Genomic DNA, 12,666 nt, shown 5'->3' on the forward strand with positions numbered 1-12,666 from the left:
CCTCGATTCATGACCGCAGCCAGCCGCCGCGCGACGTATCTACCGCCCCTGCGGCAACGTCGCTCGCTACCTTGCGCGTTCCTTAAAGCCCGTACGGGCCATTGAATGCAAAGGAGCTGCGCATGCCCAATGACACTGTCAACAATCACCGTCCACCTACTACCTATGAACTGCTGACCCAGTTAACCAGTGGCCCCACTATCCGCGAAGTGGCCGCAACGGCATTGCGCTCAGCCATCAAAGCGTTATATCCCACGCTGGATATCGAACCCGACCTGGCCATGGTCGTCAGCCCTCAATGGGAGGTGGTCGGCAACGACGTCGTGCGTGCGCCGGCCACTGTCGAACCGCTCACCTCAGTGCTGGCCCGTCAGGCCCTGTCCAGCGAGAGAGTGACCTATATCGACGGCCAACATTTCCTCACCTTGCAGCCGTACGCTCTGATTCCTGTGCATCTGGCAGTGAAAATCGATGCCATCGCACGCCTGATCAACGAGCTATCCGACCTGCTGTTCACTGCGTTCCAGGAACAGCAACTGGACTTCTGGAACGCGTCCAATGGCGCCACCGGTCCGCGCTGGCAATCCTTATCCAGCACACTGAGGAAGGTGTGGAACATCACCGAGGAGCAAGGCCTGAGTGAGCACGAAAGCGCGATGGCACGTGCATTTTTCCAGGAACCCGACCTGGCCAGACGCTCGCTGAAAGACCCTTACAAGACCCACGCGTACCTGGTCGACGTGGACATTCTTGACGCCGGCCGATCCACCCATGCCAGCTTCCTGGATATCACCGTATTGGTGGGCGAGCACGCCAATCGCCCGATGATCCTGACGCACTCGTTGGTGAGCGGGTATGAGACGTTCGAGTCACTGGCACAATTGGGTGCCGCGCTGCCTGCGCGAATGAGTGCGCCCGCCAGGGACGCCACCTTGCAATGGCGCTTGTATGAACCCGACGGCAACTTCTTCGATACGCTGGCCTGCAATCTGATCTCGTTGCAAATCTACGCCATAGGGAGTTACGGCGAATCCGGCCTGGGGAACCCGGTCGAAGCACAGGCGCCGGCGACCACGGTCGCCCGCATCGTGCCCAGTATCGAAGAAATGAGCGATCACCAACTGTCGAATATCCGCGATATTCACCGACAACTTCCAGGCTGGCTGGCTTCGGCAACGGACTCCGATATCGCCGCCTACGGCCGCTATATGATCAACCTGGCCCAACTGCACAGCCATTACCACGGCGAAACGTTTCAGGATGGCATTCCAGCCATTCGTGACTACGCCCGGACACAGCTGCAAACCCTTATCCGCTCCCCCCAAGCAGGCGGGCGCCTGAACTTGGACAACATCGAAATCGTTATCGAGAGCCCAGTGCTGTGGGGCACGTTTATCGTCCCCGGAGCCGTGGACACCACACGTCGCAGCCTGATCGACCTGGCCTTGGAAAACCTCACCGGCCTGCCCACCGGTAACGTGACAGTGCACTACAACGGCAGGGGCGGTAACGCCCCCACCTGGCTGACCTACAGCTACCTGAAAGACGTGATCGAGGACATCGATATCGGTCAGCGCTACCCCGCGCTGGTCAAACAGCAACTGCTTGATGACCCCACCCAATCGAGTCACCGCCAACAGCTCTACATCCGCCACCTGCAGATTCAACTGCCGTTGCTGGCCCTGCAGATGAAAATCCGCAGCCAGGGCGGCTTCGATGAGCTGGGTTATCGCTACGTCGCCGCCGTCATGCATCCCGATGAACATGCACGCCGTGTAGACGGGCACCCCATCGTCATCCGCCGCCTGGCCTTCGTGCCCAGCCTGCGCCCCGGGCCTGAGCAAGACGTGGTCACCAATATGTTCGTAATTGGCCCCAAGCATTCCGACAACGGTCCCTGCGTACTCTATCGGCCATTGCTGGAACCGGCCCTGATGCAATTTGCGTCGCGGCAAAACCTGCTCTATGCCATCAAACATGACCGCTCCTTGCGCGAGTCGGTGTTGGCCTGGCTACCTGAAGCGCAAAGATTCAACTACGCCCAATACGTTTTCCCCGACACCCTTCCTTCGCCCTGGACCGTGGTGCGCGCACTGGTCGAACCGCTGACAGTGCTGTACATGAGCGGCCCGGTGACGTTGAGCGATGAAGAAATGGGCAATGACATCTTTGCCACGCTGTTCAAGGCCAACGCCAATGCCATGGTCGAGTTGGCGACACGCCAGTCGGTGTCCAACGTGCAGAAACGCTGGGCGTCCTTTCGACAGGCCGGCTGGCAAATTTTCAACGCCGCCCTGCCTTTCATGGGCCGCACCCTTGGCATCGCCGCCTGGATCTGGCAAATCATGGACGACCTGCAAGCTGCCGAGGAGGCCGTGAACAAGAGTGACCAGCCCGCCTCCTGGACAGCGTTGGTGGATGTCTTCCTCAACCTCGGCATGGCGCTAACGCTGCACATCGCCCTGCGCCATCCTCGAGCGCCCAAGCGATCCGTTCCGCCCAGGGTCGGAACTGAACCCACGAAAACGACGATTGAAACGGTAGGCAGGCCGTCCGTTACCGAGAAGACATTTACTTCAGTCCAACAGGCCACTATTTCCGACAGCCAACTTTCAGCCAAGCATCAAGGCCCCGTGCACACTCGCGGAGCCCTCAGTCACAGCCGCCTCGGACTGGCCAAGACGCTCGACAGTTTCAAGGTCGCCAAGCCCGAAAAACTCGGTGAACAAAATAAAAACCCCGGTCACCATCTCAATCTCTATCCGCTTGCAGACAAGTGGTACGCACCGGTCAGCGAGCGTTGGTTCGAGGTCACGGTGGATGACAACGACAGCGTCGTCATCATCGACCCGAAGGAACCTTCGCGTACCGGCCCACCGCTGATCGGCAACCTCGCTGGGCAATGGTTTGTCGACGTCCGTTTGCGGCTACGCGGCGGCGGTCTTCGAAACCGGCGGCGTGCGGTCAAGATCGATCAGCCGGCGCGCATTGCGGCACTTATGACTCAACTCAACGCCTTCGACGCCGTCGCCGCCCGCCAACAGCTGGACGTGCTTGAGTCAAAGCCTGCGCTGGACGCTGCCCCTGGCCCGTCCACGGACCTTCGGCGTACAACATTCATCGGGAAAGTCGACAGCCGGCTGGCGGCGTACGACGAAGCGATCAGCCAACTAAAGTCCTTGAGCATCATCGACACGGTGCCCACCTACAAGAGCAATATGAGCGGTTACCTGAAACAGCAATTGCAACTGACTCAGATCGCTTTGGAGCAACAAGTGGTGAGTTATAGGGAGGCACTGAAGTCGTCGTCCCCAATCCTCGATGCCGAGGTGGACATCGACTATAAAAACCAGGCTCGCAGCGCCCAAGACCTGTCCACCCTGAACCAGGCAATCATCAAGCGCCTGCAGTTCATCAACGACCGTTTCAACGATCTCAGAGCATTGGGGGATGAGGGTGCAGCCGTCATTCGTAAAACCATCGCGGAGTTGCCACAGCTGACCCTCACTGAACTCAAATCCCTGGAGATCATCCTGGGCCGCTACTTGTGTATCGATGAAGAGCAACGCCAGATCCCCGCCACGCTGCGCGAGCGGATGGGCCAGATCGTCGATAGCGCCGAACTGAACGTCGAGAGTTTCAATGAAATTGTGGAACGCGGTAATGGCGCATCGCTGGATGAGCGCATCGATGTACTCAACAGCCTGGTAGAGCAATTTTCCAGTGCCGACCAGCGCCTGCTCGATCTTCACGCCGATTACCCGCAACACTTGCACAAAAGCCGCCTGGAAAGTTTCCGCCAACAGATTGGCGAGTTCAACCAGCGGGCTGTGCGCGACCTGGCGCAATTGCTGCGCGCGAAGAAAGCCCTGGAGCCCAAGCCCGGCGGCTCGAAGACCGAGTCCCGCCCGCGGCGCAAAGTGATCAAAACACGTCATCACGGCTTGGTCATGGGTGAGCTGCGAGAAACCGACAGTTCCCTGGTCGATGTCAAGGCCAGCATGACCGGCAAGGTGATCGCCACATTCCATGAGAAGTCACCAGGCGTCTGGGTCACACGGCACAGAACTCCACTGAATCCACCCGCCCCTGTTTCCGTGGACCTGGACACCAGCATCAACGCCGGGAAAACGCTGTTAGAGGCCGAGAAGGCTGAAGTTCGCAAATACGAGGGCTTCTTAAGGAAGCCCTGGCACGCACCGCAAGATATTCGAGATATGTACGATGACTATGCAAAGGTTCTGGAAGACGCGTCAAAGAACATCGAAGAAGCGCTGACCCAGCGCAATCTCACGGAAAGCAATCATGTTTCCGCCGCAGTGACCAACCGCAATCTCAACGACGCGGCACAGCGGTTCTATCGGTTGGGTAAAAAAACCTACATCGACATGATCAAGCGTCAGCTTCCAACCGCCGAACGGGTGAACTGGCTGCACAGCGAAGGGCTGATCACCATTGCCAGGGTCGGCAAGCGCCGCCCCCTCAAGGGGCCCTGGAAGGACTACCTGGACGAATACGAGATTCGCGATAAGGAGAACGGCGCTGTGCTGTGGTTCGCGCACTTCCATTATGAAACCAAGGATGCCGAGCCGGAGAATTTCACCAAGGGCCATCTCAAGACCCGCGAACAACAACGGCTCGGTGGGTCCCACCAACGCACCGGAACCAGTGATTGGGAGTTGATAGAGATCCATCGCAGCAGGATCAGCGAGCAACTGGCCGAGTCGCTGTTCTTCAACCGCAGAGCAGCTATGCCTTCCACGCCTGGCGCAAACGCACCAGCGCCTTCGCGATAGCCGCCTCGGGCACGGCGGCAAACCCCATCACCAGGCCAGCATGCTGGTCCGGTGGCGGACGTGTGCCAGCCAGCCAATAGCTGCTTAAACCATTGATCTCGACATCCACTGCACGGGCCTGAGCGAGCAACGCCTGCTCGCGGGCCAGGCTGTCCACCCGCACCGTGATGTGCAATCCCGCCGCGGCATTTGGCAGCGCGCCGACCCCGGGCAACCCGGTGGGCCATCCGGCCAACAACGCATTGCGTCGGCTGAGCGCGGCGCGACGCATCCGGCGAATGTGGCGCTGGAAGTGCCCCGCCGCCATGAACTCGGCCATCACCGCCTGGGTGCTGACTTCGGAGTGACGCACGTCCACGGCGCGGCGCCGGGTGAAGGCTTGCACCAGGCCTGGTGGCAACACCAGGTAACCCAGGCGTAACGCCGGGAACGCCACTTTGCCGAAGGTGCCCACATACAGCACGCGGCCACTGCGATCCAGCGCGGCCAACGGTGACAGCGGCGCACCGCTGTAGCGGTACTCGCCGTCGTAATCGTCCTCCACGATCCAACCGCCTGAACGTTCGGCCCAGGCCAGCAATTCCAGGCGCCGAGCCAGGCTCATCACCACGCCCAGCGGATATTGATGGGAAGGCGTGACATACGCCACGCGGCAATCACTGAGGGTACTGAGCACCTGGCAATCCATGCCCTCGCCATCGACCGGCACGCCATGCAGTCGCCCGCCGGCCAAAGCGAATGCATGACCGGCCGCGCGATAGCCGGGGTTTTCCACCGCCACGCCGTCCCCAGGCTCTACCAGCAACTGTGCACAAAGGCTGATCGCCTGCTGCGCGCCACTGGTGATCACAATTTGTTCAGCCGTGCATTGCATGCCACGTGAGCTGCGCAGGTATGCAGCGATCAATCCACGCAGGCGACCGTCACCGGCCGGGTCGCCATAGCACAGCTGTTCCAGGTCGGGTTTGCGCCAGAACGCCCCATTCAGCTTGGCCCATACCTCAAACGGGAACAGATCAAAGGCCGGTACACCCACGCGAAATGCCCGAGGCGGTCCCAACGGCGGCTGAGGCAGATGATGGTCTTTTACCCGCGCCAAACCGGCGCTGTGGATAACTTCGTCATCCAAATCCTCGGGCAAATTCGCCGATTTTGTGGATAAGCCTGGGGATAAGCCTGTTGACAACCCTGTGGATACTTTTGTGGATAGTTTTTCGGCCATCGGCAATTGGGCAACGTAGGTGCCATCACCGACCCGGCTTTCGATAAACCCCTCCGCGTACAGCTGATCGTAGGCGCGCACCACGCTGTTGCGGGAAATCGACAATGCCGCCGCCAGATCACGGGTAGCGGGCAGCCGCGTGCCACTGACCAATCGCCCATCCAATACCCGCTGGCGCAGGGCCTCATAAAGCTGGCGCGTGAGGCCCTGGCGGCGGTCTAGCTCAATACCGGCGGGGTTGAAGGACAACGGTGGCGAAACAGACGGCATATTGGACCTATAAAAATAGTGCTAGATGGCTCTTACAACGAACCAATAGCCTGCCTAGGATGCAGGCATTCGCCAAGGAAAATCTCCATGTACACACCCCGCGCCTTTGCTCTCGATGACTTGCCCGAAATCCAGCAACTGATCCAGCACACCCGCCTGGCGCAGTTGGTAACCGTGGGTGAAAACGGCCTGCAAGCCAGCCACTTGCCCTTGCTGCTCAACCCCGATGAAGGGCCCAACGGCACGCTGTACGGTCACTTGGCAAAGGCCAACCCGCAATGGCGCGAGCTGCAAAATGGCGGTGAAGCGCTGGTGATCTTCGCCGGTGCCGACGCCTATATCAGCCCGGCGTTTTACCCCGCCAAGGCCGAGCACGGCAAAGTGGTACCGACCTGGAACTACATCGCCGTGCACGCCTATGGCACGCCTGCAGTATTCAGCGACGCCGAGCGCTTGCTCACGGTGGTCACCGCCCTCACCGACCGCCATGAAAGCGGCCGCGCCCAGCCCTGGCGTGTCAGCGACGCACCGGCGGACTACATTGACGGCATGCTCAAGGCCATCGTCGGCTTTGCCCTGCCGATAGAACGCCTGGTGGGTAAACGTAAACTCAGCCAGAACCGCAGCGCCGCCGACATGGCCGGTGTACGTGACGGCCTGGCCGCCAGTGCCGATGTACGTGACCAGACCCTCGCCCGCTTTATTCCCCAAGGAGTTTCAGAATGAGCTTGATCGACATTCGCCAGGTTACAGCCGCCGACCAAGCCGCCTGGCTGCCGCTATGGCAGGCCTACTTGGCGTTCTACAACACCGAACTGCCGGACGCCGTCAGTCAAAGCACCTGGCAACGCCTGATCGACCCCAGCGAGCCGACCCATTCGGCACTGGCCTGGCAGGACGGCAAGGCGGTGGGCATGGTCAACTTCATCTACCATCGCTCCAACTGGAGCATCGAGAACTCCTGCTACCTGCAGGATTTGCTGGTGGACCCGACCCAACGTGGCACGGGCGTAGGTCGCAAGCTGATCGAATTCGTCTACGCCACCGCCAAGATCGATGGCTGCTGCAAGGTGCACTGGTTGACACATGAGACCAACGCCACTGCGATCCAGCTCTATGAGCGCATCGCCGAACGCCCAGGCTTCATCCAATTTCGCAAAGGTCTTTAAGGAGCACAGCATGATCAATTCCCTCGCTGATTGGAAAGGCGTCCCGGCCCCCACGGTTCAACTGCTTGAAGGGCACTTTATCCGCCTGGAAAAACTCGACCCGGCGCGCCACGGCGATGACCTGTTCAACGCCCTGCAAGGCCCCGGCGCCGATCCCAAGCTATGGGACTATTTGCCCTACGGCCCCTTCCCTGAACGCAGCGCATTCGATGCCTGGCTGAATAATCACGCGGCCCATAACGACCCGTATTTTTTCAGCGTGATCGACCGCGCCAGCGGCCAGGTCCAGGGCATCCTCAGCCTGATGTCGATCGTGCCCGAACAAGGCCGCATCGAGATCGGACACGTCACCTTCGGTGCTTCGATGCAACGCTCGCCCAAAAGCACCGAGGCGGTCTACCTGTTGGCCAAGTACGCCTTCGAGCAGGGCAATCGCCGCCTGGAATGGAAGTGCAACAACGCCAACGCTCGCTCCAAGTATGCGGCCGAGCGCCTGGGCTTCAGTTTTGAAGGCGTATTCCGCCAGCACACGGTGGTCAAGGGCAGGAACCGGGATACCGCGTGGTATTCGATCCTGGATTCGGAATGGCCGAAGGTCGGTGCCGGGTTTGAGGCGTGGTTGTCGGAGGCGAACCAGAGTGATTCGGGCCAGTTGAAGACACTCACAGAGTGTCGGGGTTAAGGCTCACATGTGTGGGAGCTGGCTTGCCTGCGATACAGACACTTCGGTGTATCAGGCAAAACCAGTTGATGCCATCGCAGGCAAGCCAGCTCTCACATTGGAGGGTGGCCACTCTCGGAACTTAGGCTCAGCCAGCCAACTTCTGGGCCAGCACCGCAATATGCTCCGGCCCGATGCCGCAGCATCCACCCAAATGGCTAGCGCCGCGCGCTTGCCAATCCGCCGCCCATTGCAAGTAGCCGGGTGGGTCGAGGTCGTCGCGCAACGGGTCCAGACCATCGTTGGCCGTGGCTTCCTTGGGTTGCGGTGGGAAGGCGTTGGCGTAGGCGCCGATCTGAATCGCTACACCCAATCGTTCGAAGGTTGCCCGCGCCGCATCAATGGCTGCGCCGATCACTTCCGGCTGGCTGCAATTGAACAGCAATACTTGCACGCCCAGTTGCGCCGCCGCCTCGGCTGCGTCCGCCACCGGTTCGCCGGAGCGCAGGCGCGGCACCTCGTCGGTGTCTTCGTCTTTCAAAGTAAACGACAGCCAGAACGGCTTGCCATCCTTAGGCAGCCCGGCATGGATCGCCCGTGCTTCAGCGATCGAGCTCTGGGTTTCCGCCAGCCACAGATCGACATGCGGGGCCAGGCCGTTCACCAAGGGGGTCAGCAACTCACTGACGCGCTCGGCCTGGAACAGATCTGGGCGATAAGAGCCAAACAGCGGCGGCAGTGAACCGGCTATCTGCACGGCTTTACCGGAGGCCTGCACCGCCCGTCGCGCCAACTCACCGGCCAAGGCGGCCAGCGCCTGCCCTTCTTGGGCGAACCGCGCTTCGCCAATGTGGAACGGCACCACCGCGTAACTGTTGCTGGTGATCACATTGGCGCCGCTGTCGATGTAGGCCGCGTGCACCGCCTCCACCGCTTGCGGCGCTTCGCTCAAGGCCAGTGCCGACCATTCCGGCTGACGGAACGGCGCGCCACGGCGTTGCAGTTCACGGCCCATGCCGCCATCGAGAATCACTGTGCTTACTGTGCCCATATGCTTTTTACTCATATGCTTATGAAAATAACTCACTATGAGAGTCGTTCTTATAACTATTTAATGCGTACCGTTCGGTTAATAACAACCTCTTTTTTATTCAGGTGTTCGATTTTGAAATTCAGACCGCTGTTGGCCCTGGGCCTGACGATGTTGGCTGCTTCAACCCAAGCCTTTGGCGGTGCCACGCTGGATCGTGTCGAGCAGAAGAAAGAGCTGGTCGGCGTGCTGATGGAAAGCTATCCGCCGTTTTCATTTCTCAATGACCAGAACCAGCTCGACGGTTTCGACGTGGACGTGGCCAAGGCCGTGGCGCAAAAACTGGGCGTGAAGTTGCGTCTGGAAACCCCGTCCTGGGACGTGATCGCCGCCGGCCGCTGGAGCGGGCGCTACGACATCTGCATCTGCTCCATGACCCCGAGCAAGGCACGCGCCGAGGTGTTCGACTTTCCGGTGGAGTACTACGCCTCGCCCGCCGTGATCGTGGTCAATGCCAAGGACGAGCGCATCCACGAAGCCCGGGACCTGAGCGGCAAGAAAGTCGGCCTCACCAGCGCTTCGAGCTATGAAAGCTACCTGAACAAGAACCTGGTGATCGAAGGCGCCGAAGACACGCAGTTGCAGTACCCGTTCGAGGATGTGCAGATCGCCCCGTACGACACCGACAATGTGGCGTTCCAGGATCTGGGCCTGGGCGCCGGCGTGCGCCTGGATGCGATCCTCACCAACCTGGTCACCGCGCAGCCGCGCCTGACCCAGGACAAGCGTTTCAAGCTCGCCGGTGCGCCGCTGTACTCGGAGCCCAACTCGGTGGCCATCGAGAAAGGCGACCCGCAGTGGGACAGCAAAGTGCGTGAGGTCTTCGCCCAGCTCAAGCAGGACGGCACCTTGAGCGCGCTGTCGCAAAAATGGATCGGCGCCGATATCAGCCGATGAGTTTTCGCCTACGGCTTTACCTGACCTGGGCGGCGCTGTTCGCCCTGTTTGCGAGTTTTTTCCTGAGCTTTGACCTGAAGTTCTCGATCATCCTCGACAAGCTGCCCAACCTGGTCGGCCTGCACCTTGCGCCCAACGGCTTCCTGCAAGGTGCGGCGCTGACGCTGTTCTTGTGCCTGTGCGCCATCGTCGCATCATCGGTGCTGGGCTTTATCACCGCGTTGGGGCGCCTGTCGAAAAGTGCGGTGGCGTTCGGCATCGCCAGTTTCTACGCCTCGTTCTTTCGCGGCACGCCGCTGCTGATCCAGATCCTGTTGATCTACCTGGGCCTGCCGCAACTGGGGCTGGTACCAGGCGCCATCGTCGCCGGGATCATTGCGCTGTCGCTGAATTACGGCGCCTACCTGAGCGAGATTTTCCGGGCCGGCATCCTCGGCGTGCCCCATGGTCAACGCGAGGCCGCGCTGGCCTTGGGCATGCGTGACAGAGCGATCTTCTGGCACGTGACCCTGCCCCAGGCTATGCGCACCATCATCCCGCCGGCCACCAACCAGTTCATCTCGATGCTCAAGGATTCGTCGCTGATCTCGGTGATGGGCGTGTGGGAAGTGATGTTCCTGGCGCAGTCCTATGGCCGCTCAAGCTACCGCTATATCGAGATGCTCACGACCGCGGCGATCATTTATTGGGTGATGTCCCTGGGGCTGGAATTGATCCAGGCGCGGATGGAGCGGCATTTCGGCAAGGGCTACGTGCGGCGCGGTTGACGGTCAGGGCCTGTTGCGCCGTACCTTGATCACGCCCATCTGCAAACCGAAGGGCCGAAACACGGCATTCAGCGATTTCAGGGTTGGGTTGCCATCGCCATGTTCGATATGCACCAGGGTACGCACCGAAATTTTGCACATTCTGGCGAACTGGCTTTGGTGCAGGCCGGTCACTTCGGTGCGAAGGCGGCGTACGGCGGCGCCCAGCTCGAGCGAGCCATCGGCCAAGCCTTGTTCGACGCTTTCGATCAACAACGCACGGGCATCCATGCTGATCGTCATCTCAACCCCCACTGCTTGAGGCGCACGTCCAGTTTCCCCAATGGGATGCTGGGGTGATTCAAGGTCACAGCGGGCACGCCACTGGCCACCAAAAGATCCGGTAATGCACGCAGGTGCTCGGCTGTTTGTCGCAGGCGTTCAAAGCTTTGCTCGGGGTCGACGAGGTCGGCCAGAGCCTCGCATACCGCTCTCCAATTGATATCCCCGGCGATTTCCAAGGGTTTGGGCCATTTGGTGGTTCGAGTGACTGCTTCAGCATCCATTACCATGGGCGCCAAATCATAAATAGGGGCTAGGCGCAGCGCTTCGGGTTCCCGGATGATCGACGTATTGCGACCGTGGTTATCCGAATTACCCAGCACTTTATTCAACAAATCCCGGCGCAGGTACTCTGCAACCAGATCTGCGACTTGGTCCTCTTGCCCCACGGCTCGCCATTGAGCAACCAACAGCCTCACCACTTCCAGATGATCCATGTAGCTGCCAGGGTTCGTCACGCCCGCCAAGGAATAGATCGACTCGACAGCCAGCCGCTCAACACCGCCCTCACCCAGCCTGCGATCAAAACGATGCATCCACAGGCTGGGTTTTGTCGCCTCTTCCAGCGCCAGCCCTTCGGTGGCAACCGTTTCGATGCCAAGAGACTCAAGCGCCCGGTAATAGTGGTACTCGCTTCTCAGGATATCTTGATCAGTCTGCGTGGCCTGGTTGCGCGCGAACTTGATGAACCAGTGCTGAGCGACGTCATCGTCATTCAGGATCGCGTCTGGATACAACAAGCCATCTACGCCTTGGGTCATCAACAATTTCGGTGCCTCGCCACCTGCTCCGGTAGCACCGCCTATGGCAGCACCTTGTTCATAGGCATATTCCAGGAAGCGGTTATCGCGACTGATGACATCATGCCGTGCAAATCCCATCGGTATTTCACCGCCAAGGGCTTGTATGGACTCCTTGATCCGCATGTTGCCAATTGGCGCTGGCGTACTGCGCCCCAACAAAAACAAATCGGCATCGATGGCCTGGGGTTTCTCACGACCAAGACGCTGCATCAAAAAGCGCTTTGCCGCGCCGGCTGGCGCGATATCGTGCAAAAAAGCGGGGGCTGACTTGAGCACTGTAACGTCCCAATCCAGTGGGAACCGGGCACTGACAGCGCTGCAGAAAGGCTGCTGGATATCTTCGAGGTGATCGACAAGATAATCCTGGCTGTAATGAAACCTGCAGGGCCCGACAAAACCCTTTTGCGGTTCAGGAAACTCAAGTCGCATAGCATCACGCCAGTGCCCGGCGGCGAAAATCTGCAGCGTCAAAGAGTAAGCGGTGTCTTTATGCAATTTAGTGCACCTGCTAAGCGGCGACGAGAGGAGCACCTGCAATATAGTGCATTTTTCATCAATAGATAGGCCTTACATACGCATTAAAATGCAGATATAGACGTCAATTACCTAAAAATATGCAATTTAATGCAGACATCTTAACCTTCATTTTTGCGACACATTCCTGCAACCA

10 protein-coding genes are annotated in these 12,666 nt (G+C 59.6%); 6 read left to right on the forward strand and 4 right to left on the reverse strand.

Annotation, left to right across the window (positions count from 1 at the left end; translation table 11 throughout):
• Window positions 1-122 precede the first annotated feature (122 nt).
• Window positions 123-4,796: a dermonecrotic toxin domain-containing protein gene (locus ODQ19_RS03745; protein WP_330209364.1), complete on the forward strand. Its 4,674-nt coding sequence runs from the start codon at window positions 123-125 to the stop codon at window positions 4,794-4,796.
• Here ODQ19_RS03745 and pdxR read toward each other — a convergent pair.
• A complete protein-coding gene (gene pdxR / locus ODQ19_RS03750) occupies window positions 4,750-6,288 on the reverse strand; it encodes a MocR-like pyridoxine biosynthesis transcription factor PdxR (RefSeq protein ID WP_330209365.1) in 1,539 nt (512 codons plus the stop codon). The genes ODQ19_RS03745 and pdxR overlap by 47 nt on opposite strands.
• Before the next feature lie 87 nt (window positions 6,289-6,375).
• Here pdxR and ODQ19_RS03755 point away from each other — a divergent pair, with 87 nt between their 5' ends.
• The 3 genes from ODQ19_RS03755 to ODQ19_RS03765 are packed head-to-tail and all read left to right on the forward strand — an operon-like array spanning window position 6,376 to window position 8,139.
• Window positions 6,376-7,014, forward strand: coding sequence for an FMN-binding negative transcriptional regulator (locus ODQ19_RS03755; protein ID WP_330209366.1), 639 nt, complete (start codon window positions 6,376-6,378; stop codon window positions 7,012-7,014).
• Complete coding sequence (locus ODQ19_RS03760) at window positions 7,011-7,457, forward strand: GNAT family N-acetyltransferase (RefSeq protein ID WP_330209367.1); 447 nt, start codon at window positions 7,011-7,013, stop codon at window positions 7,455-7,457. The genes ODQ19_RS03755 and ODQ19_RS03760 overlap by 4 nt, the downstream gene beginning before the upstream one ends.
• 10 nt (window positions 7,458-7,467) lie before the next feature.
• Entirely contained in the window at window positions 7,468-8,139 is a 672-nt protein-coding gene (locus ODQ19_RS03765) for a GNAT family N-acetyltransferase (RefSeq protein ID WP_330209368.1), read from the forward strand.
• 127 nt (window positions 8,140-8,266) lie between these two features.
• Here ODQ19_RS03765 and ODQ19_RS03770 read toward each other — a convergent pair whose 3' ends face one another.
• Window positions 8,267-9,169 (reverse strand): homocysteine S-methyltransferase family protein, encoded by a 903-nt coding sequence (locus ODQ19_RS03770; RefSeq protein WP_330209369.1) that lies wholly within the window; start codon window positions 9,167-9,169, stop codon window positions 8,267-8,269.
• A gap of 114 nt (window positions 9,170-9,283) precedes the next feature.
• Between ODQ19_RS03770 and ODQ19_RS03775 the strand changes: the two genes are divergently transcribed.
• Window positions 9,284-10,105 carry an ABC transporter substrate-binding protein gene (locus tag ODQ19_RS03775; RefSeq protein WP_330209370.1) on the forward strand — a complete coding sequence of 274 codons (822 nt, stop codon included), beginning with the start codon at window positions 9,284-9,286 and terminating at the stop codon, window positions 10,103-10,105.
• Window positions 10,102-10,872, forward strand: coding sequence for an amino acid ABC transporter permease (locus ODQ19_RS03780; protein WP_014720547.1), 771 nt, complete (start codon window positions 10,102-10,104; stop codon window positions 10,870-10,872). The genes ODQ19_RS03775 and ODQ19_RS03780 overlap by 4 nt, the downstream gene beginning before the upstream one ends.
• 3 nt (window positions 10,873-10,875) lie before the next feature.
• On the opposite strand, the gene ODQ19_RS03785 is transcribed toward ODQ19_RS03780, so the two are convergent.
• A complete protein-coding gene (locus tag ODQ19_RS03785) occupies window positions 10,876-11,154 on the reverse strand; it encodes a helix-turn-helix domain-containing protein (protein WP_116668489.1) in 279 nt (92 codons plus the stop codon).
• A complete protein-coding gene (locus tag ODQ19_RS03790; RefSeq protein WP_330209371.1) occupies window positions 11,151-12,491 on the reverse strand; it encodes a type II toxin-antitoxin system HipA family toxin in 1,341 nt (446 codons plus the stop codon). The genes ODQ19_RS03785 and ODQ19_RS03790 overlap by 4 nt, the downstream gene beginning before the upstream one ends.
• Window positions 12,492-12,666 lie beyond the last annotated feature (175 nt).

The sequence above is a fragment of the Pseudomonas sp. AM4(2022) genome (assembly GCF_036346515.1).
GTDB lineage: Bacteria > Pseudomonadota > Gammaproteobacteria > Pseudomonadales > Pseudomonadaceae > Aquipseudomonas > Aquipseudomonas paracarnis.